Source organism: Entomobacter blattae (genome assembly GCF_014672835.1).
Lineage (GTDB): Bacteria > Pseudomonadota > Alphaproteobacteria > Acetobacterales > Acetobacteraceae > Entomobacter > Entomobacter blattae.
Window position 1 is genome coordinate 1821720 of the sequence record NZ_CP060244.1, and the last position, 24374, is coordinate 1846093.

The 24374-nt window shown below is 45.2% G+C and carries 26 protein-coding genes; 21 read left to right on the top strand and 5 right to left on the bottom strand.

Features of this window, described 5'->3' with window-relative positions; genetic code table 11:
• Window positions 1–42 precede the first annotated feature (42 nt).
• The 3 genes from lpxB to ygfZ all read right to left on the bottom strand — a co-directional run bounded on the left by lpxB (window position 43) and on the right by ygfZ (window position 2872).
• On the bottom strand, window positions 43–1272 hold the full coding sequence (gene lpxB / locus JGUZn3_RS08105) for a lipid-A-disaccharide synthase (protein ID WP_203413050.1): 1230 nt from the start codon (window positions 1270–1272) through the stop codon (window positions 43–45).
• A 278-nt stretch (window positions 1273–1550) separates the two neighbouring features.
• Window positions 1551–1982, bottom strand: coding sequence for a phosphoribosyl-AMP cyclohydrolase (hisI, locus tag JGUZn3_RS08110; protein ID WP_203413051.1), 432 nt, complete (start codon window positions 1980–1982; stop codon window positions 1551–1553).
• Complete coding sequence (ygfZ, locus tag JGUZn3_RS08115) at window positions 1979–2872, bottom strand: CAF17-like 4Fe-4S cluster assembly/insertion protein YgfZ (RefSeq protein WP_203413052.1); 894 nt, start codon at window positions 2870–2872, stop codon at window positions 1979–1981. Before ygfZ ends, hisI begins: the two co-directional genes overlap by 4 nt.
• A gap of 160 nt (window positions 2873–3032) precedes the next feature.
• On the opposite strand from ygfZ, the gene JGUZn3_RS08120 reads away from it, so the two are divergent.
• The 15 genes from JGUZn3_RS08120 to rplS all read left to right on the top strand — a co-directional run bounded on the left by JGUZn3_RS08120 (window position 3033) and on the right by rplS (window position 18062).
• Window positions 3033–3947 (top strand): glycosyltransferase family 9 protein, encoded by a 915-nt coding sequence (locus JGUZn3_RS08120; protein WP_203413053.1) that lies wholly within the window; start codon window positions 3033–3035, stop codon window positions 3945–3947.
• A gap of 62 nt (window positions 3948–4009) precedes the next feature.
• On the top strand, window positions 4010–5062 hold the full coding sequence (locus JGUZn3_RS08125) for a glycosyltransferase (RefSeq protein WP_203413054.1): 1053 nt from the start codon (window positions 4010–4012) through the stop codon (window positions 5060–5062).
• Window positions 5063–5066: 4 nt separating this feature from the next.
• The gene (gene asnB, locus JGUZn3_RS08130) at window positions 5067–6887 is read left to right on the top strand and encodes an asparagine synthase (glutamine-hydrolyzing) (protein WP_203413055.1); all 1821 of its coding nucleotides are present in this window, start codon (window positions 5067–5069) and stop codon (window positions 6885–6887) included.
• Window positions 6888–6945: 58 nt separating this feature from the next.
• Window positions 6946–8265 carry a dihydroorotase gene (locus JGUZn3_RS08135; RefSeq protein WP_203413056.1) on the top strand — a complete coding sequence of 440 codons (1320 nt, stop codon included), beginning with the start codon at window positions 6946–6948 and terminating at the stop codon, window positions 8263–8265.
• Window positions 8266–8358: 93 nt separating this feature from the next.
• Entirely contained in the window at window positions 8359–8718 is a 360-nt protein-coding gene (locus JGUZn3_RS08140) for a hypothetical protein (RefSeq protein WP_203413057.1), read from the top strand.
• A 128-nt stretch (window positions 8719–8846) separates the two neighbouring features.
• Window positions 8847–9548, top strand: a complete 702-nt coding sequence (locus JGUZn3_RS08145; protein WP_203413058.1) for a hypothetical protein — start codon at window positions 8847–8849, stop codon at window positions 9546–9548.
• A 3-nt stretch (window positions 9549–9551) separates the two neighbouring features.
• The gene (locus JGUZn3_RS08150) at window positions 9552–10946 is read left to right on the top strand and encodes a PQQ-like beta-propeller repeat protein (protein WP_203413059.1); all 1395 of its coding nucleotides are present in this window, start codon (window positions 9552–9554) and stop codon (window positions 10944–10946) included.
• Window positions 10947–11045: 99 nt separating this feature from the next.
• Window positions 11046–12392 carry a ribosome biogenesis GTPase Der gene (der, locus tag JGUZn3_RS08155; RefSeq protein ID WP_203413060.1) on the top strand — a complete coding sequence of 449 codons (1347 nt, stop codon included), beginning with the start codon at window positions 11046–11048 and terminating at the stop codon, window positions 12390–12392.
• Window positions 12393–12454: 62 nt separating this feature from the next.
• Window positions 12455–13690: an MFS transporter gene (locus JGUZn3_RS08160; RefSeq protein ID WP_203413061.1), complete on the top strand. Its 1236-nt coding sequence runs from the start codon at window positions 12455–12457 to the stop codon at window positions 13688–13690.
• Window positions 13691–13800: 110 nt separating this feature from the next.
• Entirely contained in the window at window positions 13801–14331 is a 531-nt protein-coding gene (locus tag JGUZn3_RS08165) for a Spy/CpxP family protein refolding chaperone (protein ID WP_203413062.1), read from the top strand.
• 125 nt (window positions 14332–14456) lie between these two features.
• A complete protein-coding gene (gene ffh / locus JGUZn3_RS08170) occupies window positions 14457–15836 on the top strand; it encodes a signal recognition particle protein (RefSeq protein WP_203413063.1) in 1380 nt (459 codons plus the stop codon).
• A 26-nt stretch (window positions 15837–15862) separates the two neighbouring features.
• Window positions 15863–16270 (top strand): 30S ribosomal protein S16, encoded by a 408-nt coding sequence (gene rpsP / locus JGUZn3_RS08175; RefSeq protein WP_203413064.1) that lies wholly within the window; start codon window positions 15863–15865, stop codon window positions 16268–16270.
• Window positions 16271–16282: 12 nt separating this feature from the next.
• Window positions 16283–16882 carry a ribosome maturation factor RimM gene (gene rimM, locus JGUZn3_RS08180; protein ID WP_238996787.1) on the top strand — a complete coding sequence of 200 codons (600 nt, stop codon included), beginning with the start codon at window positions 16283–16285 and terminating at the stop codon, window positions 16880–16882.
• Between the two features lie 26 nt (window positions 16883–16908).
• Window positions 16909–17610 (top strand): tRNA (guanosine(37)-N1)-methyltransferase TrmD, encoded by a 702-nt coding sequence (gene trmD / locus JGUZn3_RS08185; protein ID WP_203413065.1) that lies wholly within the window; start codon window positions 16909–16911, stop codon window positions 17608–17610.
• A 62-nt stretch (window positions 17611–17672) separates the two neighbouring features.
• A complete protein-coding gene (gene rplS / locus JGUZn3_RS08190; protein WP_203413066.1) occupies window positions 17673–18062 on the top strand; it encodes a 50S ribosomal protein L19 in 390 nt (129 codons plus the stop codon).
• A 157-nt stretch (window positions 18063–18219) separates the two neighbouring features.
• On the opposite strand, the gene rpsU is transcribed toward rplS, so the two are convergent.
• Complete coding sequence (gene rpsU, locus JGUZn3_RS08195) at window positions 18220–18423, bottom strand: 30S ribosomal protein S21 (RefSeq protein WP_203413067.1); 204 nt, start codon at window positions 18421–18423, stop codon at window positions 18220–18222.
• A gap of 207 nt (window positions 18424–18630) precedes the next feature.
• Here rpsU and JGUZn3_RS08200 point away from each other — a divergent pair, with 207 nt between their 5' ends.
• The 3 genes from JGUZn3_RS08200 to JGUZn3_RS08210 are packed head-to-tail and all read left to right on the top strand — an operon-like array spanning window position 18631 to window position 21271.
• On the top strand, window positions 18631–19116 hold the full coding sequence (locus tag JGUZn3_RS08200; RefSeq protein ID WP_203413068.1) for a MarR family winged helix-turn-helix transcriptional regulator: 486 nt from the start codon (window positions 18631–18633) through the stop codon (window positions 19114–19116).
• An 18-nt stretch (window positions 19117–19134) separates the two neighbouring features.
• The gene (locus JGUZn3_RS08205) at window positions 19135–19845 is read left to right on the top strand and encodes a response regulator (RefSeq protein WP_203413069.1); all 711 of its coding nucleotides are present in this window, start codon (window positions 19135–19137) and stop codon (window positions 19843–19845) included.
• A gap of 40 nt (window positions 19846–19885) precedes the next feature.
• Window positions 19886–21271: an ATP-binding protein gene (locus tag JGUZn3_RS08210; RefSeq protein ID WP_203413070.1), complete on the top strand. Its 1386-nt coding sequence runs from the start codon at window positions 19886–19888 to the stop codon at window positions 21269–21271.
• Window positions 21272–21392: 121 nt separating this feature from the next.
• Here the strand turns inward: JGUZn3_RS08210 and JGUZn3_RS08215 are convergent, their stop codons facing one another.
• Window positions 21393–21932, bottom strand: coding sequence for an outer membrane protein assembly factor BamE (locus JGUZn3_RS08215; RefSeq protein WP_238996788.1), 540 nt, complete (start codon window positions 21930–21932; stop codon window positions 21393–21395).
• Between the two features lie 197 nt (window positions 21933–22129).
• Between JGUZn3_RS08215 and JGUZn3_RS08220 the strand changes: the two genes are divergently transcribed.
• From JGUZn3_RS08220 to plsX, 3 genes are all read left to right on the top strand, one after another.
• Complete coding sequence (locus JGUZn3_RS08220; protein WP_203413071.1) at window positions 22130–22726, top strand: DUF177 domain-containing protein; 597 nt, start codon at window positions 22130–22132, stop codon at window positions 22724–22726.
• Between the two features lie 211 nt (window positions 22727–22937).
• Window positions 22938–23150 (top strand): 50S ribosomal protein L32, encoded by a 213-nt coding sequence (rpmF, locus tag JGUZn3_RS08225; protein WP_203413072.1) that lies wholly within the window; start codon window positions 22938–22940, stop codon window positions 23148–23150.
• A 111-nt stretch (window positions 23151–23261) separates the two neighbouring features.
• Window positions 23262–24359: a phosphate acyltransferase PlsX gene (plsX, locus tag JGUZn3_RS08230; protein ID WP_238996789.1), complete on the top strand. Its 1098-nt coding sequence runs from the start codon at window positions 23262–23264 to the stop codon at window positions 24357–24359.
• Window positions 24360–24374 lie beyond the last annotated feature (15 nt).

Below are 24374 nucleotides of genomic sequence, written 5' to 3' on the forward strand. Positions count from 1 at the left end.
AGAGGCCTTGTATGGTAGGAAGTTTAGCCGATAGCATGGCCTTTAAGATCGATTTTCCTTATTGAGCAGAGACATTATTGCCTGAGCTGCTGTCTCTGAAGGGGTTTTGTTCGGCTGGGGGGAATGAAGGCTTTTAAGGGCCCGCTGGAATGCCATTTTTTGCTTAAGCTTTTCATGAGTATTATCCAGCAAATCCAGAACTGTTTGGGCAAGAATGGGCGGTGTGCAGTGTTCCTGGAGCAGTTCCGGAACAGCAGGGGTTTCCATAAGTAGGTTAATCATGGCAACGTTTTTAACCTTTATAAGCCTCCGGGCTAAAATGGCCGTAATGGGATTAACCCTATAAGTTACAGCCATTGGCACACCTGCAAAGGCAAGCTCCAGGGTTGATGTTCCCGATTTGGTCAAAGCCGCTTGGGCTGCGGCAAAGGCATCGTATTTGTCTTGTACATCGGTGATGATGATAGGGTGAATGGGCCAGTCCTCTATAGCGTGCCGAACGTGCTCTTCCATGATGGAAGGGGTAGGGATAACAACACTGAGGGAAGGTTTTTTCTTATAAAGAAGGGTAAGCATCTCCTTAAAAACAGGGAGAAGTTTTGGAATTTCCGACCTCCGGCTGCCCGGCATCAGAATGAGTACGGGAGAAGAAGGAGGAATAGCATATTTTGTTAGAAAACGTTCTGCCTGGCCTTGGTTTGCCCCTGACTGTAAAATGGGATGGCCAACAAATTGGACAGGAACATGGTGTTTTGAGAAAAAATCTTTCTCGAAAGGCAGTAGGCAAAGCAACTTTTCCCAAAGACCTGGGAATTTTTTAACTCTTTTTTCTTTCCAGGCCCATACTTGTGGGGCTACGTAGTGAATGCGCGGAATATGTAAATGTGATATTCGCTTAAGAAGGCGTAAAGAAAATGCCGGACTATCAATTGTGACTACGGCATCTGGCTTTAAGGTTGCAATATGGTGTTCTGCCTGCCTAAGGCGTTGGAAAAGATGAAAAATTTTGGGGAGGATTTCTACCAGCCCCATCACGGCAAGCTCTTGAATGGGAAAAAGGCTATGCAGGCCTTTTTCTTTCATAGCGTGCCCACCTACCCCATAAAAGACAAGAGAAGGGTTAATTTTTAAGAGGCTTTCCATAAGTCGCGCTCCCAATATATCTCCACTAGCTTCACCAGCAAGTATCCATATAACCTTTTGAGGTTTTTGAAGGTTTTTTGCGCTATGAGATGGGAGAGGGGAAGGGAGATCGCTATGAATAAGAGACATGAAAACTCATATGACAATAGGTAGTTAGGTGTAGTTAGGTACAGAATAGGTATTAGGTACAGTAGCAGGTAAAGACAGTCTTAACAGAAATAAGGAATGAGCTTCCTTTACGAAAAACTTTGGAGTCTAAAATATTTGGAACATGATAGGCCCCTTATGTGGCTCCCTATAAAAAGTTCATTTTCCCCTTTTATTCCGCTTTGAAGCTACAGCGCCATTTTGTTGCGGCTTATTTGTGGCAACTTGCTGAACAGACAGGTGCCTTATATAGGGTAGCCTTATTTAGGATGGGGGTGGTGGCCATAGAGTTTTTCTGGAGAAATAAGGGGTTCTTCTGTATGAATTATTCCCTCTGGAGTGAGAGCGTTGAAAAAACAGGTTGTTCTTCCCGTATGACAAGCAACACCATTTTGATGAACAAGTAAGAGAAGAGAATCTCCATCACAATCAAGGCGTGCTTCAATGAGCTCCTGTGTTTGGCCAGACGTTTCTCCTTTTGTCCATAATTTCTGGCGGCTGCGGGAAAAATAACATACCTGGCCAGTGGCAAGGGTTTTATAAAGGGAATCACGATTAACCCATGCTTGCATAAGGATTTTTTTGGTATCATGCTGCTGGGCAATCGCAGAAGCAAGACCATCGGCGTTAAAGGAGACCATATCAATAAACTGGTTGATATCTTTTTCAGAAGGCGGGGTATAGGAAGTCATGAAAAGGGTTTTCCATCAAATTGTTGTGGTATTGGGTTAACTTTTAAGGCGATCTGGTTGATCGTAAGGTTTTTATGTCTATGATCTAAGCGCAGAAGGGCAAGCCCCTTAGTATGGCTGGTTGTACAGAGTATCCCCACCTCTTTTTCACTCTCTGTGATAGAGCTTCCCGGCATGGGGAGGGGCTCTTCAGCCTCTATACGCATAATCCGTTTTTTCACTAACCCTCTGTAGTGAGACCGCGCTGTGACCTCTTGGCCCAAATAACAGCCCTTTTTCCAGTCTATCCCGTTAAAAATATCGAAATTGGCTTCCAGCAGGATAGGAGTGCAGAGAATACAATCCTTGGGATCTGGGAGGCCAAGAGTAATACGGTGGGCATGATAGGTTGCCAGAGAGGTCAAGGAGATTGTATCTTGACTGGTTATCAGCCCCTTATCGAGGGCCGCAATGCTTTGAGAGGCAATAAGGCATCGGTAGCCTGCCTGCTGGCATCGAGGGTCTGGGGTTATCAGTGCCTCTGCTGTCGAGAAGGGGGGAGATGACTGATTGAGGGGGAAAAGCGGGGTTTGATCATGGCTCCAAAAGGCAAAAACCTGCAAAGAGGTAGACTTTAATTTTACATCGGCCTTAAGCTTGTAGCGCGTAAGGGTAGTAAAAATCATATCGGCTTGGGTTTCTTCGCAGTCCAAATACAGCGAGGAGTCAGTGGAAGTTATAAAAAAGTCAGCCTTCCATTTTCCTTGAGCCGTCAGAAGTGCAGCCCATACGGCGGTATGAGCAGTGGCTTTCTCGACATTGTTGGAAACAAGGCCCTGCAGAAAGGCGGTTCTATCTGAACCTGAAACCTCGATAACGCGTCGATCAGTAAGATGTGCTTGATAATACATGATGATGATCTGGGAAAAAGTATAAGTTTTGCAAGGTCTGCTCGAGATATTTTAAAGAAGGGAGAAAAAGTCATCACAATAGCTTTGTTACGCTATTATAGGGTTTTATAGAATTTGGAACACTCTATAATAGAATAGCAAAAATAGCTATGATAGGGATATGAAGATTTTATTTATTACCTCAACCCGTTTGGGGGATGCCGTACTTTCAACGGGCATTTTAAATTATTTGGCACAAAAATATCCATCAGCCCAATTTACCATAGCGTGTGGTGAAAGTGCGCAAGGTGTGTTTGAATCATTTCCGCAAAAAGATCAAATCTATCTGATTATTAAACGAAAATTCGATTTTCACTGGGTTTTGTTATGGAAAAAATGTATTGGCCAAAGGTGGGATATTATCGTAGACCTTCGCGGTTCGGTGGTAAGTTTTCTGCTGAGGGCCAAAAAACGTTTTATTATGCGTGGAGGAAGAAGAGCAGGGCCCCGGCTTCAGCATTTAGGAGCTGTTTTTAAACTTGTGCCTCCTCCTCTCCCTGTGGTTTGGACAACGCCAAAAGCAATGGAAAAGGCAGAAGAATGGGTTGCTGGATATGGGGTTATTATTGGTCTTGGCCCTACGGCAAATTGGGAGGGGAAGATTTGGCCTGCAAAAAATTTTGTCAAGCTTTATCAAACTCTTGCTCATCATATTGGTGAGTCGGTCACACCCCTTGTGTTTTATGGGGCAGGGCCTAAAGAATATGCTTTGGCGCAAAAGGTTATACAAGCCTTACCCAATGCTATTGATACAGGGGGTACCCTTAGTATTACAGAGGTGGTTGCATTATTAAAAAAGTGCCAGATATTTATAGGAAATGATTCTGGTCTTATGCATCTTTCTGCCGCAGCCAGGGTTCCCACCATTGGGCTTTTTGGGCCGAGCCAGGTTGAAGAATATGCCCCGAGTGGGGAGTGGAGCCAAGCGATTGTTGCCCCTGGGAAAAAAGGGGAAGCTCCCATTGAAGGCCTTTCGGTGGAAGAGGTGGCACAAGGGGTTTTGGCTTTAATGAAAAAAACTGGTACTATTGGTTGATCAAGGAGGGGATAAGAAAGAATGAATCAAATCATCAGCAAAAGTGGGAACGGTAAAGGTCTATGACGTTCGAACCACGTTATCCCTTATCCTCTCTGCGTGTCGTCCATGTTATGGCCGGGGCTGAAACAGGGGGAGCAGAGTTGTTTTTTGAGCGGCTTGTAGTGGCGCAGCATAATGTTGGTGTAAATGTTTTTCCTATTATCCGTAAAAATGAGAAACGATCCGCACGGTTACAAGAAAAGGGGCTCAACCCCCTTGAGTTAAATTTTGGGGGGTACCTGGATATGCGCACCGGTATTTGCCTTAAGGACTCTCTTAAAAAATTTCAGCCCCATGTTGTTGTCGCGTGGATGAATAGGGCGGCTCGTTTCATCCCCAGGGGAGAATGGAAGACCGTTGGGCGATTAGGGGGGTTTTATAGTTTGAATTATTATAAAAACTGCCTTCACCTTGTAGGGAATACCCACGGAATTGTGGAATGGATAAAACAGCAAAACTGGCCTGCAGAGAATGTGCATTACTTACCCAATTTTGTTGATTCGGTTACTTCTCATGGTGAAAGACCACCCTTTTTACCTTTGGGTGTTCCTTTTGTATTGGCCTTAGGGCGGTTCCATACAAACAAAGCATTTGATGTTCTTTTACGTGCAGTAGCTTTATGCTCTACTCTGCATGTGGTGATTGCTGGAGACGGGCCAGAGCGAAGCACTTTAGAGGCGATGGTTGAACAACTAAAACTTCAAGGTCGGGTTCATATGCCTGGGTGGATTGAGCAGCCAGGTCGTTGGATAGCCGCCTGTGATGTTTTGGTTTGCCCTTCTCGTCATGAACCATTGGGGAATGTAATTATTGAAGGGTTTGCAGCAAAAAAACCTGTGGTGGCAGCTGCTTCTGAAGGGCCTGTGGAGTTGATCGTGCATAACGTGAATGGTCTGCTGGCCCCGTTGGAAAATGCCGAGGCATTGGCTATAGCCATTCAGGATGTTCTGGGAGATAAAACCTTGTCAGAACGTTTGGCCAGTGCAGGCTATAGAACGTATCAAACCCAGTTTGCCATAGCGCCTGTTGTTACGTTATGGAACAATTTTCTGATGCAGTTTTTTAAGGAATAGGTCCATGTGTGGGATTGCAGGTTTTTTGTGTTCTGAATCCGCTGGCCTTAAAGGTTTTGAGGTCTGTGCGGCTATGGCAAAAGCCTTGCATCATCGTGGGCCTGATGGAATTGGGGTTGAAACCACACCGCAGGGTGGGCTTGTGCATACCCGCTTGGCGATTGTCGACTTGGTGGGTGGTCAACAGCCCTTTATACAAGGGGCCACAAGCTTGATTGCGAATGGCGAGATTTATAACGATCTATCCTTACGCCAGTCCATGCCCACGGTTTCCTTTATGAGCGGGAGTGATTGTGAAGTCGCCTTACATTTATGGTATCAGTCAAAAATGGCTTATACAGAAACATTGCGCGGTATGTTTGCCATAGCCCTTTATGAAAGTGATGAGCAAAGACTTGTCCTTTCTCGGGATGGTTTTGGGATGAAGCCCTTATATTATACCTCTATTCCAGAAGGGATTATCTTTGCTTCTGAGCCATCTGCTCTTTTCTCTACGGGGCTTTTGACCCCCGAGGTTGTTCTTCCCAAGGCAGTAGAATTACTCCAGCAGCAATTTGTTGCTGGCCAAGAGACAATTTTTAAAGGCATTAAACGAGTTCTCCCAGGAGAAAGCCTGTGTATTGAGAAGGGAGAAATACAATCTTCCCACCGTTCTGTTCATGCCTTGCGGAATTTTTATCCCGCTCTTTCTTCCAAAGTAGCGCCTATTGATGAAGCTGAGGCCCTTGAGAAGTTTGATACCATTTTTGAGGAAAGTGTTCGCCTGCACGAGCGTGCTGATGTGCCTTTTGGCCTTTTTCTCTCTGGAGGGGTAGATAGTACAGCCCTTTTGGCTATGATGCGTCGCTTTCGTCAACAAGGTCTTACCGCCTGGACAGCCCGTTTTAACGAAACGTCCACAGGGGTGGATGAAAGCTTGCAGGCTGCAGCAATGGCAAAGGAGGCCGGCTTTAAACATGAAACGGTAACCGTTTCAGCCCATGATGTCTGGAAAAGATTGGGGGAAATTGTTGCTTGTGTTGATGACCCAGTCGCAGACTATGCCATTATTCCTACCTGGTTTTTAGCCCAGCAAGCCAAAAAGGAAGTGAAGGTTATTCTCAGCGGTGAGGGTGGAGACGAACTTTTTGCGGGCTATGGGCGTTACCGTAAGGCTATGCGGTTTTTGGGAGGTATACTGGGAAGATCCACGAAAAAAGGAATGTGCGAAGACTTTTCCCTTTTCCATCGAGAATATGAAAAAAGCTGGCAGCCCGCTAGGGTAACAGCAGAAGAAAGCGTAGAAAATATTTGGGATTCTTCAGAGAGGGGCTCTTTTTTTAACGCAGGGAGTAGGGTGCTGAAAGCCCAGTTGAGAGATTTGGCTGAATGGGTTCCTCATGATTTACTTTTAAAACTCGATCGTTGTTTGATGGCTCATGGGATAGAAGGCCGTACCCCTTTTTTAGATAGGGAAATGGCCCATTTCGCCTTGGGTTTGCCCGTCGCATTAAAGATCAGGCAAGGGAAAGGAAAATGGCTTTTACGGAAGTGGCTTGAAAAAGAGATGCCCAATGCCCAGCCTTTTGCTCCCAAACAGGGTTTTAGTGTACCTATCGGGTCTTGGATAGAAGCTCAAGCAGCACGGCTTTCTTCATTGGTGTGTGGTCTTCCTGCTCTTCAAAAACTGGTAAAGAGAGATAAAATACCGGCTCTTTTTGCGCAGGCCAGTCAGCGAAAAGCTCAACTTGCTGCGTGGAACGTGCTGTTTTATGCTCTATGGCATCGTATTCATGTTGAGGGGGTATCTCCGTATGGTGAGGTATTTGAGATATTGTCAGCTTGAATTTGGCAGTTTATGAAGGCACTGTAGAAAGACCAGCTGGGAAGAAAGAGTTTGCTCCATGCAATATGATCTAATTATCCGTAATGGCCTCTGCCTTACTCCATGGGGAGAGGAGACGTGTTCCCTTGGCATTAAAAATGGAAAAATAGAAACTTTATCAGCCAGTCGCTCAGATTCGGCTCCACAAGAAATTAATGCACGCGGCTTGCATGTGCTTCCAGGGCTGATAGACCCGCACGTTCACTTACGGGAACCAGGTAAGGATGACGTCGAAACATTTTATACGGGGACCAAGGCAGCCGCTCTGGGGGGAATAACCCTGGTTTTTGATATGCCCAATACAGCCCCTCCAATTACGGATGCTGATGTCATTCGTTGGAAGCAGGAACACGCTTCTACTCAAAGTTGGGTTGATTTTGCCTTTTATGTCGGAGCAACACGGGAGAATAGTTCCGAGCTGGCCCATTTTGAACAGCTTGATGGGGTGTGCGCCATTAAGGTTTTTGCAGGGTCGTCAACGGGTTCGTTATTGGTTGAAGATGATGCGGGCATTGAACAGGTATTAAAGTCTGGCCATCGGCGGGTGGCCTTTCATGCGGAAGATAATAACCGGTTGAATGAACGGCGTAAAATGTTTTCTCCTGGCATGTCTTATGATAATCATGCGGTGTGGCGTGATGAAGAATGCGCTTTTTTGGCGACACGCCGGATTATGGCCTTGGCAAGAAAAACGCGTCGTCCTGTCCATGTCCTTCATACCAGCACGGAAGAGGAGCTGAATTTTCTTAAAGATTACAGGGATGTTGCTACGGTTGAGGTGCTGGCGAATTACCTCACCATGGTTGCTCCTGAATGTTACGAGCGCCTTGGCGGGCTTGCTGTTATGAATCCCCCCATTCGTGGCAAGCGCCATTTCGAGGCGGCCTGGCGGGCCGTTCAGGACGGTACAGTAGATTCCTTGGGGTCAGACCATGCGCCTCATCCCCTGGAGGCTAAGAAAAAACCATGGCTTGAGGCGCCATCAGGTTTGCCAGGAACACAAACATTAGTTCCCCTGATGCTCAATCATGTCAATGGGGGAAGGCTCTCGCTTGCACGGTTGGTTGACCTGATGGCCGCTGGCCCTGCAAGAATTTACGGCCTGCAATCCAAAGGACGGATAGCTGCTGGATATGATGCGGATTTTACCATTGTAGATATGAATCTGACACGGCAAATTACCAATCAATGGATTGCTTCTCCCATTGGATGGACCCCTTATGATGGTTATACCGTAAGGGGATGGCCTAAAATCACAATATCTCAAGGCAATATTGTTATGCGTGAAGATGAAATGCAAGGTGAACCTTTGGGAAAGCTTGCGTTGTTTTCACCATAAAAAATACGTTTTTTACTGGTAAGTTTTACTAGCAAGTTTTGTTGGCAAGGATTTGAGTGAGTTTTAATATTTAAAATGAGTGAATATTTGGTTATGAGTAAAAAATTGTTTTGGGTAAGAATTCCACAGGTTATGGTATTGTCCTGTATTGTATTTTCTGCTTTTGGGGCTTCAGCACAGGCGGCTTGGGCTCCTACCCAATGTGGGAAAGAGCCGGAGAAACCAACTCTTGATGTCGCTAGTGTTGAGCGTTACAATGCCAGCACAGAAAAGTTTACCGCATATGAAAAGGCTGCTCGGAGCTATTATGCCTGTGCACTTAAGGAAGCACGGCAGGAAACCGCTCCCATTATGAATGGTATGAAAACCATTCATAATCGGATGACGGAAAACCTAAATGGGCTGAATGCCAAGCTCCAGGCGGCGCATAAAAAGCTGGGGGGTAAGAAATAGAGGGTGTACGTAATAGAAATTGCGGCCTACATGTTCTCGCTGTAAGAGGGTAAGGAAAAAGCCTGAGAATATGCGCTGCTGGTGAGAGGTTAAAAGGCTATCTGTGTTGTTTATAAAGGGAAAAATTCGTGACAGATAAGATTTTTCAGGAAATTGAAGAAGAGGCACGAATTGAACGGATAAGGCTGATCTTAAAAAAGGTTGCCCCATGGCTAGGCCTGGTTACGGTATTGGTGTTAGCCGGTGTTGGGGGGTGGCAGTATCATAGCTGGCAACAATATAGGAGTGATGCAGAGGATTCGGCAGAATATTTTAAGGCCATGGATTTAATGGATAAGTCTGCTATTTTGCTCGGCCAGTCTGCCCCTAAGGAGAATAAGGCAGAGGCTATGGCGATTTTTAATAGCCTTGGCGAAAAAGCGCCTGAAAATATGCGAGCGCTTGCCCTTTTGAACGAGGCCGCTCTGGCCTTACGTAATGCTGATCAGCAAAAGGCCTTGCAAATATGGTTGGGATTATCAGCAGGGAGCCAGGGTATTGACCCCTTGCTAAGTGGTATGGCAAATCTTTTATGGTTACAACACATGATTGATAAAGCCCAACCTGCTGATTTACGAAAGAAAATTAATGAACTGCATAGCCGCTCTGAAAGGTGGGCTACTTATGCAGATGAATTTTCTGCCTTGTTGTCGCTTCGGGAAAATAAAATTTCCGAAGCTAAGCAAATATTGGCAAGTCTTGTTCAAAACCCTATGGCCTCACCTGGTGTAAGAAGCAGGGCAGGCTCCTTATTACAAACGTTATCGTCAGCTTCTATAACAGGGAATTAAACTATGAATCCTAAACCCAGGCAGGCTTTACTTAAGCGCAGATCTATTCTTGCCGGTGGTACGTTGCTGCCTTTGCTTGCAGGGTGCGGGATGTTTGATTCAGCAGTAAAGCCCCCTTTAACAGGAAACCGCAAAGATATACTGTCGACAGGGGCGGGGCTTACGGTAGACCCTGATGAACATGCAGCGATTACCATTCCTGCAGTATCGGCAGAGCGAGAATGGCAGCAGCCGGGGCGGATACCTTCTCACGTAGGGTTTAATGCCGCCATTGATGGATTGAACCCCTTATGGAGCACCAGTATTGGGGCTGGGATTTCAGAGCCGGATATTCTTTCTTATATCGCGTTGGGGGATAATGGGCGTGGTGTTTTGGGGGCAACCCCCATTATTTCCAATGGACGTATTTACGTGGTCGATGCCCAAGGGAATGTGAGTGCAATTAATTTAGCCACTCGTGAAACGATCTGGAACTTTACTCCTAAACTTCCCAAGTTGCAGTCTAGTAATGTAGGGGGTGGGCTGTGTATCGATGGAGATACGCTTTATATTGTTGATGGTGTTGCAGAAACCCTGGCGGTCGATGCTCATACGAATGATATAAAATGGCGGGTCAATGTTGGGGTACCAGGTCGCTCTGCCCCCACAGTATTGGGAAATACTCTTTATTTTAGTACGCTCGATCAAAAACTCTATGCTCTGGATATCGATACCGGGACACAAAAATGGAATTATGCGGCAACCCCTGCTGATACCGTTATTTTTGGCCAACCTGCACCCGCTATTGAGAATAGTACGTTGTTGGCGGGCTTTGTTTCAGGGGATCTGGTTGCCCTGCGGGCAGAAACTGGCGAGGTGATTTGGAGTGATGTTCTGGGCAATGCCAATGGCCGGAGCTCGGTGCTAGATTTTGCCTCTATCCGCGGTATGCCAGTGATTATGGATGGTACGGTTTATACAGTAAGTATTGCTGACGTGCTGGTCGCTATTGATATTCGCTCTGGGCGCCGGTTGTGGGAGCGGGAAGTATCGGGGCAGAACACATTACTGGTGATCGGAGAATGGATTTTCATGATTTCTCTTGATCAGCAATTGGCATGCCTAGATAGGATAACAGGACGTGTAAGGTGGGTAACACAGCTTCAGCGTTTTAGGGATGAGGAAGAACAGTCTGATGCTGTGTTCTGGATGGGGCCCTTGCTCCTTAACGATAAGCTGGTTTGTATCAGTAATTTTCCTGATAATGGGCTGATAGTGGCTGATCCTGCCACTGGCAAAATCCAGATGGAAAAACAGCTCTCTTTTGTTCCTGCTGTACCAGCCGTTGTGGGTGAGGGAAAGCTGTTCATGATTTCTCAATCAGGGGACTTACATGTTTTTGGGGCGTCAGAAAGTTGAGGTTGGGCTTGGTTAAGTGTTGATCGTGCCCTTATACTTATAGCTGAAGTGATAAAGTTGGTTTTTTTGAAAATTCTATAATATTTGAATGGGTTAACGATGGCTGTACCCTTGCCTGTTGTTGTTATTGCTGGGCGCCCCAATGTTGGTAAATCGACCTTATTTAATCGTTTGGCAGGGCGGCGCTACGCTTTGGTTGCCGATGTTGCGGGCGTTACACGCGATCATAAGGAAAAGGAGATAGAGATTTTCGGACGCCCTGTGAGATTGATGGATACAGCAGGGTTAGAGGAATCTGCACCAGAAACGCTCTATGGGCGTATGAGATCTTCTTCGGAATCTGCTCTTTCCAAGGCGGATCTTGTGTTGTTTTGCGTTGATGTTAAGGCAGGCATTACTCCTGTTGACAGGCACTTTGCTATCTGGCTACGGAAGATGGGAAAACCAGTTTTGTTGGTTGCCAATAAGGCGGAGGGGCGCTCTGGCGCTGCTGAAGCAATGGAGAGTTTCAGTTTGGGGTTAGGGGAGCCTGTTGCTGTTTCTGCAGAACATGGTGAAGGAATAACCGACCTTATGCAGGAGATATTGGCCCATTTACCCCCTGAAGCAGATATGGCCGCAGAAGAGGAAGACCAAGATAAACCCCTTAAACTGGCTATTGTCGGGCGGCCCAATGCCGGGAAATCTACCCTATTAAACCAGCTGTTAGGGCAGGAACGGATGCTTACGGGGCCTGAGCCTGGCCTGACTAGGGATTCCGTAGCGGTTTTCTTATATGATGGTACGGGTTTGGTTGAGTTGGTAGATACAGCGGGTTTGCGCAAGAAAGCCCGTATTGAGGATGCTTTGGAAAAAATGTCTACTTCTGCCACGATTGAATCCCTTAAAATGGCAGAGGTTGTAGCCCTGGTCATTGATGCCACTTTAGGACTTGAAGAACAGGATCTACAGATTGCACGCCTGATTGAAAGAGAAGGTCGGTGTTGTGTATTAGTACTTAATAAATGGGATGCCATTGAAGATAGAGAGGGTGTGCGGAAAAAGATTCTCAATCGGGCAGAAATTTCCCTTACCCAAATGCGAGGCCTCCCTATGATAGCTTTTTCGGCTTTAACGGGTGCTGGGGTCAAAAAATTTCTGCCGGCTGTTAGAAAGGCTTATGAGATATGGAACAAGCGTATCCCTACTGGTGAGTTAAACCGGTGGTTCGATGAAATGCTTGCCCAGCATACTCCTCCCCTTATTGAGGGAAAACGTTTGAAACTACGCTATATTACCCAGGTCAAAGCCCGCCCGCCTACTTTTGTCGTGTTCGGGACGAGGGCGGAGCAATTACCTGAGGACTATAAACGTTACCTTGTGAATGGGCTTCGTCACTCTTTCCATATGCCAGGAACACCCATTAGGTTACAGGTTAGGGGTACAAAAAACCCTTATGTGAATTAATGTGCGCTTTCTTCTCCACACTTCCTAAGTCTCTTCATTGGAAAACACAAAGAAATGCTTGTATGAGCATTTTCTGGTCGCATGGGTTTATTTTTGGGGTTTGGGCTACGCTTATTCCTATTTTGCGCGATCAACTGCAGATCCTCCCAGGCCTTTTGGGGATGGTTTTACTATCGCTTACGGTAGGTGGGCTTATAGCCATGCGGTTAGCAGGCTGGCTTATAAAAAATTTTTCCCTGACAAGGGTTTTAGGGTTAAGCGGCCTTTTTGGCTGTTTTATGCTCATGGCGTTGTTGTTGGTTCATAACTCTGTTCAGTTGGCGATCGTCCTCTTCTTTATTGGCTGCGGTATGGGGTTGCTTGATCAGCTCATGAATGCACAATCCCTTGTTATAGAGAGGCGCTCTGGGCGTAAGATTGTTTCAAGCTTTCATGGGATGTGGAGCTTGGGAACCCTGATGGGCAGTGGAGTAGGGGCTTTTATTCTGCATTTTTCCACGGTTCAGGTTGAAATCATATTTTCTGCCCTATTAGCAGGCGGTTTAATCTATTTTTCAAGCCATTATCTTCTTAACCCTTCTCCTCTTCCAGTTGAAGCGATTTCACCAAAAGCCACTGAGCTGGAGCTGACTTTGCAGCAATCGGCCTCCTCAGCTGCTCTCTCCTTAGGGAGTTCTTCTTCAGAAAGCACATTTCACTCAGAGGGTTCCTCCGTTCTTACAACGGGAAGAATGGATTATTGCTCTCTGGTTTTGGTAGCGCTCATGATGGCGCTCGCCTTTGCAGTTGAGGGATCATTGTTAGATTGGGCGGGCTTATATTTAAAAGAATTTTATCATCTTTCTAATTCGGCAGCTGGGCTTGGGTTTACCAGCTTTGCCCTTGTTATGCTTATAGGGCGTTTGAGTGGAGATAAGGTGCGGAGTTATTTTCCAGATTTTACAGTATTACGCCTTGCATTGCTGGGAGTTGTTATTTTGGGGATTGGCCTGATTTCTTCCTCAGTGACTTTTACAATACTCTGCTTTGCCCTAACAGGACTTGCCATTTGTAATGCTGCACCGATTTTATTTGCCTTGGCAGGACGAATTGGAGAAAGTCATGGCATTCATGGCGAGGTTCATTCAATAGGCTGGGCGGCCTCTTTAGCCTATGCAGGTCTGGCTGGTATCCCCCCCTTGTTAGGATTAGTGGGACAGTATTTTACCATGGCAGGTATTTTCATTGTGGTTATGGTATTTTGCCTGCTTATTTTTATTGGAACTTTTTTATTACCTTCATCTTATAATTCCAGATAGTTTTGTTCAGAATAAAAAGCAGGGACGGGCTGATTTTGCATCATCAGCACGAAACTGTTATAATAACGCTGTTGACGTAATTTTAGATTATCACAAAAGGGATAATAAAAATGATTAAGAAGATAGTATTTTCAGCTCTTATTGCTTCAGGCACCATTCTCGGCAGCACGACTTTACCAGCCCATGCCCAGGAGATGAAAGACGATATGCCCTCTTCCAGGATGGGGATGATGAGGCATGGGAAAGATCATGCCATGATGATGGCCGCCCTGCATGGCACAAACCTGACAAAAGAACAAAAAGAAAAAATAAAAACAGTCATGAACAGTGCAGAGGAGCAAATTAAACCTTTAAAAGAAGAAAAAAGAGCTATTGGCAAGAAAATTGCTGAAGGATTAACTGCAAGCGGTGCCGTTGATCAAGCGGCTTTAACAGCCTTGGCTGAAAAATCAGCAGATCTCTCCAAACGGATTGAAATGGCAAAGCTGGACTGTGGTATTAAAATGCACGATGTCCTGACAGCTGAGCAACGCACACGCGTGAAGACCAATTTAGAGAATATGGAAAAGCTGCATGAAAAAATGCAGTCTCTGCGCAAAGAAATGCACGAGACAATGCATGGCAATTCTTCTAAAAACTAAGAATTCTCCATAATTGCAATTGACAGAGAGTTGTCCCTTCGGGTAGGAAGGGACGGTCTTTACAAAAAGAAACACCACCCGGCGAAGGCTCGCTCAGTGGTGTATTCTTCTATGGGAAATAAATAGTGTTTGAATCACTTTCGAGTAAATTCTCCGGTATATTTGAAGGGATGTCAAAACGGGGCCTCCTTTCCGAGGCAGACGTTTCAGAGGCCATGCGAGAAGTACGCCTGGCCATGCTTGATGCCGATGTTGCCCTACCAGTTGTAAAGGATTTTATTTCTCGGGTTAAAGAAGGCGCTGTCGGGAAAGAGGTGCTCGATACCATTTCCCCTGGGCAGGCTGTGGCCAAAATTGTTAATGACGCGCTGGTGGAGTCACTCGGGGGGGCAGGTGTTGTTCCCTTAAGTTTTAATGCTGCACCCCCTGTTGCTATTCTTATGGTTGGTTTGCAAGGGTCTGGCAAAACCACATCTTCAGGGAAAATCGCATTACGGCTTACAGCGCGTGAGCACAAAAAAGTTCTTCTCGCGAGTTTAGATACCCAAAGGCCAGCAGCACAGTTGCAGCTTGCCCAGTTGGCTGAGCAGGCCAAGGTGGCGTGTTTGCCGATTGTATCGGGGCAACCCCCTTTGGAGATCGCAGCACGGGCTATGGATACAGCGCGCCGAGAAGGATACGATGTTGTTATCCTAGATACGGCGGGCCGCCTTTCGATAGATGAAGCGCTTATGGCAGAAGTGGGGGCTGTTAAAACCCTTGTGAATCCGCATGAAACCCTTTTGGTGGTTGATGCCATGACAGGGCAAGATGCGGTGAATACTGCGCAGGCTTTTAAGGCTGCTGTAGGGCTTACGGGTGTTGTTATGACCCGTATGGATGGCGATGCCAAAGGGGGCGCTGCTCTCTCAATGCGTGCCATAACAGGTACCCCGATAAAGCTGGTGGGTTCTGGGGAGAAGCTTACAGAGCTGGAGGAGTTTTATCCTGAACGTGTCGCAAGCCGTATTCTTGGTCTCGGTGATATTGCCGGCCTGGTTGAAAAGGCAGCTGAAACCATTGACGAGGAAGAAAGTGAAAAGCTTGCTCTAAAAATGCTGAAGGGCAAGTTTGACCTGGAAGACTATGCCGCCCAGTTGCGCCAGATTAACAAAATGGGCTCCATTACAGGGATAATGGATATGTTGCCAGGGATGGGGAAACTCAAAGAGGCCATGTCCGGTAAGGATATCGATACTTCAATCCTTGATCGCCATCTGGTCATTATTTCTTCTATGACCAAGGGAGAACGTAAACAACCTGATATTATCAAGGCATCTCGCAAGAAAAGAATTGCCGCAGGTTCAGGAACAAGTGTGCAGGAAGTTAATCGTTTACTCAAGCAGTTTAATGATATGTCAGCTGTGATGAAGCGCTTTAACAAGCTGGGCATAAAAGGGTTAATGCGACAAGGGCTTGGGGCACTGCTTCCTAAGGGGAAGATGCCACCGGGGTTTGGTCGGTAAAGTTTTATTCAATTAAGGAGATTATTATGAGTGTAAAAATTCGTCTTGCTCGGGCTGGTGCTAAAAAGCGCCCCTATTATCACATTGTTGTAGCCGATAGCCGCAGCCCTCGTGATGGCCGTTTTGTTGAAAAAATCGGTTCTTATAACCCTATGCTTCCTCAAGATCATGCAGATCGTATACGTCTTGTGCAAGACCGTGTAACTTATTGGCTCTCCCAAGGGGCTCAGCCAACAGATCGTATTGCTCGTTTTCTGGGGAAAGCTGGTTTAGCACCAATGCCTGCTTATAGTGAGCAACCTAAAAAATCTGCCCCTAAGAAGAAGGCTCAGGAACGCTTGGCTGCTCTTAAAGAGGCTGAAGAAGCCAAGCAAGCTGAAGCTGCAGCCCCTCAGGAAGAGGCCTCTCCCTCTGAGGAAGCTAAGGCAGAATAAGGCTCGTTTTTTGTGAGTGCAGCTCTGTTGTCTGCGAAAGTAGAGAGCCCTAAAATTTTGGTTGGTGTGATTGGCCGCCCCCATGGAGTGCGGGGGTTAGTCCATGTGCATAGCTATATGAGCCTTCCTGAAAGTCTTTCTTCCTATCAACCCATTATTGATGAGTTAGGACAGGAGTGGATTTTATCATGGAAGAAAAAGGGTGTTGCATCTTTAGCAGCTTTTGACAATGGGCGTTCTATTACGGATCGTGAACAGGCCGAACAGCTTACTAACAGGCGGTTGTATGTTCTTCGTTCTCAGCTGCCACCACCAGAAGAAGAGGAATTTTATATCTCCGATCTTATCGGAAAAAAGGTATTAATTTGTAATCTGGAGGAGAAAGACGACAGAGTAGGAATCATTCATTCTGTCATGGATTATGGCGCAGGTGCTAGTTTGGAAATAAAAGGGGCAGGCGGTGAAGATTATATTGTTCCTTTTATGAAAAAATTTGTTCCTGATGTTAATCTGTCTGCAGACTATATGCGTGTCTTTCTTCCTGATGAGGTAGAGGTTACAGACACGTCTTCCTCTTCATCAAACGAAGAAGCTCAAGATGACCCTCTCTAGCGTTTCGTATCGGAAGGCATAGTGAAATGGCTTGGCATGTTTCTGTTTTAACGCTTTTTCCTGAAATGTTTCCTGGTTTTTTAGGGGTATCATTGGCGGGAAAAGCTTTGAGAAATGGCTTATGGTCTTATAATACGTATGATTTACGACATTATGGATTAGGTCGACACCAAGCTGTAGATGACACCCCTTTTGGTGGGGGAGCTGGTATGGTTATGAGGGTTGATGTACTGGATAATGCTTTATCGCATGTGGGGTATCCAAAGGACAGGCCTCTGATCTACCTTACCCCACGGGGAGAGCCTTTAACCCAGAAAAAGGTTCGGCAGTACGCAGCTGCCCCAGGATTGACTATCTTGTGTGGTCGCTATGAAGGGGTAGATGAGCGGATTTTTTCTTGCCACGACATGGAACTCGTCTCTGTAGGGGACTTTGTTCTTTCAGGTGGGGAAGGGGCTGCACTGGTGATGATGGATGCTTGCATACGGTTATTATCGGGCGTTATGGGGGGAGAAGAAAGTGCCGATGAGGAAAGTTTTTCAGAGGGTTTACTGGAATACCCTCAATATACACGTCCTGCAGAGTGGAAAGGGATGAGCGTTCCAGATATTTTGGTTTCAGGCAATCATAGGGCCATAAGGGCATGGCGGCGGCAGGAGGCAGAAAAAATTACACAGTTAAAGCGCCCAGATTTGTGGCAGGCGTATATTTCAAGGTCAGTAAAATAAAAAATCTTGCTCAAATGCAAACTTTTGCGTAAAGCAGTCACTATAGATCAAGGATGAAGATAATGAACATAATTCAACAATTTGAAGCTCGCGAAGTAGAGCGTTTAGCAGCGGTACGGGCTGTCCCTAATTTTGATGCTGGTGATACCGTACGGGTGGCTGTAAAAGTTATTGAAGGAGATAGGCAGCGTATCCAGAATTACGAAGGGGTTGTTATTGCTCGTTCTAATAAGGGGCTCAACAGCAATTTTACTGTTCGTAAAATTTCTAATGGTGAAGGCGTAGAAAGGGTATTTCCTTTATATTCTCCAACTGTTGCAGAAATTACAGTGGTGCGTCGTGGGGCGGTTAGACGTGCAAAACTCTATTATTTGCGTGGCCGTCAGGGTAAATCGGCTCGTATTGCTGAGCGGCCACGTGAAGTGGAATCTGCTGCTTCTTCAGCAAGCTAGAAATGCTTTAAGGGTTAATAAGAGAGGGCTTCAATCTTATGGAGCTTTCTCTAAGATTTTGCCTTTAATTTATAAAAAATGGTACTATGATGCCCATAAAAAAACTGGTTATAATTTATAACCAGTTTTTGCTTATTATTATTGCAGGTTAGTGAGACTAAAAACCTTCACGCTCTAGCCTTTTACGCTCCATTTTACGGGCGCGCCTTACAGCTTCTGCAGCTTCGCGTGCTTTTTTTTCTGATGGCTTTTCGTAATGGCGGCGAAGTTTCATTTCACGAAAAATGCCTTCTCTTTGAAGTTTCTTTTTTAAGGCTTTTAAAGCCTGATCTACATTATTATCTCTAACCAGAACCTGCATTTCGGCGATCGTCTCCCTCAAATTTCAATGGATGGACTATAGCTAATGGAATATATTTAACTGGGATTAATACTATGCAAACTTCATAAGAGCAATCATTATATTGATAATATGGGTATTTTGAATAAAAAACTTTTACAATAGTGAGAAATATGAAATATTTTTCTTTAGCGTGATTTTGAGCGTGGTTTTGAAAGTAACAGAAGGATGAGTAGCGCAGAAAGAGAGCTTCTTTATCTCAAAGAGGAACAGCTCAGAAAAGCCCAGACGGTTATTTTTTTTGTAGGAAGAGACTTGTGGCAACTGGGGAGAGCGGTTCTAGAAGAGCATAACCTTGGGCAGGCTCACTACAGGGCCCTACAAATGCTTGCTCATTACCCTGGTCTTACAGTGGGTGGCCTTTTGGAGTTATTGAACATCACCAAACAAAGTCTGGGGCGAGTTATGAAGGATCTTCTTGAAAAGGGTTTTATTCAAATTCACCCTTCTTGTGAAGACAAAAGGAAAAAACATCTCTTTCTCACTGACTCGGGGCAGAAGATTGAGGAAGATGTTTTTAATGCTTTAAAGGCCCGTTTGTATTTGGCTTTTAAAGAGGCAGGTAGCGAAGCGATAGAAGGTTTTAGAAAAGTGATGTTTTGTCTAATGAATCATGACACGCGTTATTTTTTAGAGAGTTTTAAAAAAGATTAGCTAATAGAGAAGGGCTGTATGAGTGTTGAAATAAAAACCGGTGCCCATATTCTGGTCGTCGATGACGATTTACGGTTGTTGCGTCTTTTGCAGCGCTATCTAACAGAACAGGGGTTTCGGGTGAGTATTGCCTCTTCCGCAAAGGAGGCCAGAACCATTCTTCTTGCAGTTTACCCTGATGCCTTGGTGGTCGATGTAACGATGCCGGGTGAAAATGGCCTAGAATTTACAGAATCTCTCAGAAAGGAAGGATTTCATTTTCCGATTTTGCTGCTGACAGCCAGAGGAGAACCCCAAGATAGAATTGCGGGTCTAGAAGCAGGCGCAGACGATTATCTGGGAAAGCCGTTTGAGCCTAAAGAGCTGATGTTACGGTTAAAACTGCATATTAAACGGGTCTCAACCCCTAGTCCAAATGAACCATCAGGCCCTGTTAAGCTGGGTACTCTTGAATATGACCCACAACGGAGTTTACTGAAAGATAAAAATAATAACTTTATTCATTTAACAAGTGGTGAGGCTGCTTTACTTTCACTTCTAACCTGGCATGCCAACGAGGTCCTTTCAAGAGAAAGCATTGCTCGGGCTCTTTCCTTGGATGACATTGGGGAGCGGGCGGTTGATGTGCAAATAACACGGCTTCGTAGGCGCCTGGAAAAAGACCCCAGAGAGCCTCAGTTTCTCCAAACAGTGAGAGGAAAAGGATATGTTCTTAAACCAGGTGGATAGAAATAAGATGAACAGATCATAATAGGACGAGTAGATTGGTATGGTTCCCTATTTTCATCGTATTTTAAATAAGAATTGGGATCAGTCCCTAGAACGGTTCATTCGTCGTATTCTTCCTCGTTCCTTTCTTGGTCGTTCATTACTGATTATTTTAATCCCCCTTGTGGTCATCCAACTTATTTCTCTCTCTCTCTATTATGGTAGCTATTACCATACAGTTTCGCGTAGGCTGACTGATGGTATAGCCGGCGAAATTAGGGTTGTGGTTGAGAATTACCACCATATTGGGGCCACTGCCACTCATCCTGTAAATCCTGCTTTGCAGAGCTCAATAGAGCAAGTATGGCTTATGCAGGTAAAATTTTATCCCCATCGCCGATTGGAAACACGATCTGCTCGGTATGTTTTGGGCCCTATTGATGAGGACTTAGATAAAGCACTCAAAACCTTTCTCTCTTATCCTTTTCACACCGATTGGAACACAGATCCTGAAAATATCACTGTCTGGGTACAGCTGCCTACAGGGCTTCTGAGCATTACATTTCCTCGTAAGAGGCTCGATATTGGCTCTGTCTGGATGTTTGTTTTTTGGCAGAGTATTGGGTTTATTATTTTGTTTTTTTTGGCTGTTATTTTTACGCGCAATCAGGTGAGGGCTATTCGTAGACTAGCCAAGGCTGCCGAAAATTTTGGGCTCGGGCGCGATTATGGGCCCGTTAGACCCCAAGGAGCAAAGGAAGTCAGAAGGCTTGCGGTGGCTTTTAACAGGATGAGAGAGCGTATTCTTAACTTTGTTACGCAAAGAACGGCTGTTTTGGCAGGAGTTTCCCATGATTTGCGCACGCCTTTAACACGTATGAGGTTAAGTCTTGCCATCATCCCCCAAAAAGGGAGCATTGATGCGAAGACTCTTCAGGAAGAAATTTCCGACATGGTGACAGATATAGAAGAAATGGAAAGGATGATTGAGGGTTACTTAACCTTTGCACGCGGAGAGGGGCTGGAACTACCGAAAGAGATTGATATGAAAAAACTTCTAGAAGAGGTTGTTTTATCAGCTCGGAGGAGCGGGGCAAAAATACTACGCTCAACAGTCTCAGAGGTAAAACCCATTATTGTTAGAAAAGAAGCTATCAGAAGGGTATTAAATAACGTTATCACTAACGCTTACCGCCATGGAGGGGAAATTGTTATCGAGCTGAAATCATCGGCCAAAGGGGTTGTTATATTGTGTGATGATAATGGCCCTGGGATACCACCAGATCAAAGAGAATCAGCTTTTGGGGCGTTTGAAAGCGGGAAAAATGGTGGCACTGGGCTTGGGTTAACAATATCAAGAGATATTATTAGAGCCCACGGTGGAGAAATTACCTTGGGTACCAGCACCATGGGAGGGCTTAGGGTTTATTTATTTTTGCCTTATTAGATTTTGGTCTTCATATTTTAGTCGCCCATTTCATACAAGTCGACAAAATTCATTAAAGACTGGACCATTAAAGGAAACTGCTATTTTGCATTAACAGAGACTTAAGAAAGGGTGATAAAACTTAGAAGTTATTTCCAACCGTATTACCACTATTACCGACAGGATTACTGGTGTGAGAGAATGGGCCATTTCCGCTGGCTCCAGGCCCAAAGGTGCTCCCAATGGCACTCAAGGGTGTATATTCACCAATATTCCCTAAGAGCTGCTCAAGAAAACTAATTTGTGTGCCTGGGGTTGGAGTTTCTTCTGAAACCATGCCAACATCATAGGCATCTGCTAGGGTAAGGGTTTTAACATTTTGTAGGGTTCCTGTTTGATCGAAATGAAGAACCACAACATCCTGGCTAACAGCTGCAGGAAAACTCATAGGAACAAGCACTGTTCTTTGGGAAATATACAGCCATGTGTTTTCATCAAAGGTTGCTTTCGCTGTAGGAGAGCCCATAATCTGGCTGGCATCGGCACGCGTGCTGGTCCCAGGCTTTAATTGGTCATAGTCAAGCTTTTCGACCAGAGAGCCATGAGGAATGGGGGTGGTGCATGCTGCAAGAGCCAAGAGTGTTCCAACAGCTGTAAAAAATTTCATTGTGTTATGTATCATTCTGCCGCTAGACTTCTGTTTAAAATGCTTCATTTAAAGCCAAAACAGTTTTTATCAGGATAACCCACGTAACTATTTTAAGACTTAGGCGTTACAATAATCGGTGCCTGATAAAAAGAGTGGTGTCAATTCCATAGTGTAAGATTTATCTATTTTTCTGTCACTGTGGTTTTCTTATCGTAGTGGAGAGAAGTGATATGCCGGTTTACCCAGAATTATTACGCACTATTTCAGTAAGAAATATTGGGAAAACCCCGTATAAAATTACTGTAGAGGCCCATGAGAGAGAATGTCGGCAAATTGCTGAACGTTTGCATATTCCTTTTATCGAGAGCTTGAAGTGTGATTACACGATGAGTTACGAGAAAGATGGAAGAATTAGGGCTGATGGCAAACTTGTTGCGCGTCTTCAGCAGCAATGTGTGGTAAGTTTAGAGCTTTTTTCTTCTGTTATTGAAGATCATTTTACCATATTTTTTGTTCTAAAATCAGATATTTATAATGAAAACCTTATTGATCCTGATATGGATGATGAAATTATTTATGATGGGGATCATATCAATATTGGGGATGCAACAGTAGAACAGCTAGCTTTGGTTTTAGACCTTTACCCCCATAAGCCTGATCTCCTTGATAAGGAGTTTGTTTTTGCAGAATCGGAGTCTGATTCCACCCCGTCTTTTCGTACCAGCCCTTTTGCAGCATTGGCCACGTTAAAAGATAGTCTGATCTCTGAAAGATCCCATGCTCAGCCGTTAAAAGGCAGCCCGCGTGCTCCTGTTTCCAAGAAGTAAAACTTGGATTTTAGATGAAGAGAGAACGTTTTATTCACCTATATTCAAAGAAAACGCGATCTTTGGCTTGAAAAATGAGAATGAGTCTGTTACAGCCGTCATCGGTTACTGTTTTATATAACATTATATTTTATTGTTATTTGAAGCGGTAATTATGATATAAGATTACGTTCTGTTTTAATATTCATTTTAATTGGAGGGGCTCTGGCCCATGGCTGTTCCAAAGAAGAAAACATCTCCATCCCGGCGTGGTATGCGTCGCAGTCACGAAGCGCTATCTGCTGCGGCATATCAAGAATGCCCCAATTGTGGTGAGTTGATGCGCCCCCATAATGTTTGCTCTCATTGTGGCTATTATCATGGCCGCGAAGTTGTGGCCTCAGGCAATCAGAGGAAAGCTTTGAAGCATACTGTTCGTGCATGATATCTGACTGGTCGAGAGTATAAGAAGATAGGCCTTTTTCTAGAGTGCAATCGAAAGAAGGTTATATCATTCATTGTATAGCTTGGCTTTTAGGAAGTGGTCGGGGGTCGCATGCAGCAGGTAATGGTCTCTCCTTCTGAAGAGATGGCATCTTATACCCTTGCCATAGATGGTATGGGAGGGGATGGCGCTCCAGATATTGTTTTGCAGGGTATTGATATTGCTGCTGAGCGTCATCCATTAGCGAAAATACTCCTTTTGGGTGATGAAGCGGTACTGGGGGATCTTCTTCTGCAGTACCCGCGGGCAGCGCGCATCACTACTATAAGGCACGCCTCATCAGTTATCAGTATGGACATGAAACCTACCGCAGCATTGCGGGTTAAGGATTCGTCCATGCGTATGGCGATGCAGGCTGTAACAACTGGTGAGGCCCAAGGTGTTGTCTCTGCTGGAAATAGTGGAGCAATGCTGGCTTTGGCAAAAATTGTTATAAAAACCCTACCAGGTATCTCCAGGCCAGCCATGGCTGCTATTAGCCCTACGGCTAAGGGTGATGTTGTGATGCTGGACTTGGGGGCCAATGTTAATTGTGACTGGAGAAATCTTGTAGAGTTCGCCGTTATGGGCGATGCTTTTGCAAAAGCAGTTTTAGGTCTTAATGCTCCTTCTATAGGGCTTCTGAATGTTGGTTCTGAAGAATTGAAGGGTGATGAACGCTTAAAGGTTGCTGCGGAGATCCTCAAGGAGAGCCCTCTTTCAAAGCAGTTTTATGGGTTTGTTGAAGGGCACGATATTACCGCAGGAACGACTGATATTGTTGTTACTGATGGTTTTACGGGCAATGTTGCCCTTAAAACAGGTGAGGGTGCTCTAAAATTGGCTTTTACTCTTCTGCAAAAAGTATATACAGCAAATTTTCTAGCCAAATTGGGCTATTTGCTCGTTCGACCAGGTTTGCGCCGTATGAAAGAATGGTTAGATCCACGTCGGTATAATGGTGCCGTTTTTGTTGGGCTGAATGGGGTTGTTGTAAAATCCCATGGCGGTACGGACGGAGAAGGCTTCGCTGCTGCGATTGATGTGGCTATTGACATGGTAACACAACAATTTAACAAAAAAATCAGTGAGGGGCTTGTGGAAATTGGCTCTTTGACCTCTCGAAGGGCTCAGGCAGAGAAAGAAGTTAATCACCTGGTTTCTACTTGAAGTTATTTGCCCAAA

Coding starts and splice junctions, on each gene's coding strand:
- lpxB (WP_203413050.1), bottom strand. CDS start 1,272: ATGTCTCTTATTCATAGCGATCTCCCTTCCCCTCTCCCATCTCATAGC.
- hisI (WP_203413051.1), bottom strand. CDS start 1,982: ATGACTTCCTATACCCCGCCTTCTGAAAAAGATATCAACCAGTTTATT.
- ygfZ (WP_203413052.1), bottom strand. CDS start 2,872: ATGTATTATCAAGCACATCTTACTGATCGACGCGTTATCGAGGTTTCA.
- JGUZn3_RS08120 (WP_203413053.1), top strand. CDS start 3,033: ATGAAGATTTTATTTATTACCTCAACCCGTTTGGGGGATGCCGTACTT.
- JGUZn3_RS08125 (WP_203413054.1), top strand. CDS start 4,010: ATGACGTTCGAACCACGTTATCCCTTATCCTCTCTGCGTGTCGTCCAT.
- asnB (WP_203413055.1), top strand. CDS start 5,067: ATGTGTGGGATTGCAGGTTTTTTGTGTTCTGAATCCGCTGGCCTTAAA.
- JGUZn3_RS08135 (WP_203413056.1), top strand. CDS start 6,946: ATGCAATATGATCTAATTATCCGTAATGGCCTCTGCCTTACTCCATGG.
- JGUZn3_RS08140 (WP_203413057.1), top strand. CDS start 8,359: ATGAGTAAAAAATTGTTTTGGGTAAGAATTCCACAGGTTATGGTATTG.
- JGUZn3_RS08150 (WP_203413059.1), top strand. CDS start 9,552: ATGAATCCTAAACCCAGGCAGGCTTTACTTAAGCGCAGATCTATTCTT.
- der (WP_203413060.1), top strand. CDS start 11,046: ATGGCTGTACCCTTGCCTGTTGTTGTTATTGCTGGGCGCCCCAATGTT.
- JGUZn3_RS08160 (WP_203413061.1), top strand. CDS start 12,455: ATGAGCATTTTCTGGTCGCATGGGTTTATTTTTGGGGTTTGGGCTACG.
- JGUZn3_RS08165 (WP_203413062.1), top strand. CDS start 13,801: ATGATTAAGAAGATAGTATTTTCAGCTCTTATTGCTTCAGGCACCATT.
- rpsP (WP_203413064.1), top strand. CDS start 15,863: ATGAGTGTAAAAATTCGTCTTGCTCGGGCTGGTGCTAAAAAGCGCCCC.
- trmD (WP_203413065.1), top strand. CDS start 16,909: ATGGCTTGGCATGTTTCTGTTTTAACGCTTTTTCCTGAAATGTTTCCT.
- rplS (WP_203413066.1), top strand. CDS start 17,673: ATGAACATAATTCAACAATTTGAAGCTCGCGAAGTAGAGCGTTTAGCA.
- rpsU (WP_203413067.1), bottom strand. CDS start 18,423: ATGCAGGTTCTGGTTAGAGATAATAATGTAGATCAGGCTTTAAAAGCC.
- JGUZn3_RS08200 (WP_203413068.1), top strand. CDS start 18,631: ATGAGTAGCGCAGAAAGAGAGCTTCTTTATCTCAAAGAGGAACAGCTC.
- JGUZn3_RS08205 (WP_203413069.1), top strand. CDS start 19,135: ATGAGTGTTGAAATAAAAACCGGTGCCCATATTCTGGTCGTCGATGAC.
- JGUZn3_RS08210 (WP_203413070.1), top strand. CDS start 19,886: ATGGTTCCCTATTTTCATCGTATTTTAAATAAGAATTGGGATCAGTCC.
- JGUZn3_RS08215 (WP_238996788.1), bottom strand. CDS start 21,932: ATGATACATAACACAATGAAATTTTTTACAGCTGTTGGAACACTCTTG.
- JGUZn3_RS08220 (WP_203413071.1), top strand. CDS start 22,130: ATGCCGGTTTACCCAGAATTATTACGCACTATTTCAGTAAGAAATATT.
- rpmF (WP_203413072.1), top strand. CDS start 22,938: ATGGCTGTTCCAAAGAAGAAAACATCTCCATCCCGGCGTGGTATGCGT.
- plsX (WP_238996789.1), top strand. CDS start 23,262: ATGCAGCAGGTAATGGTCTCTCCTTCTGAAGAGATGGCATCTTATACC.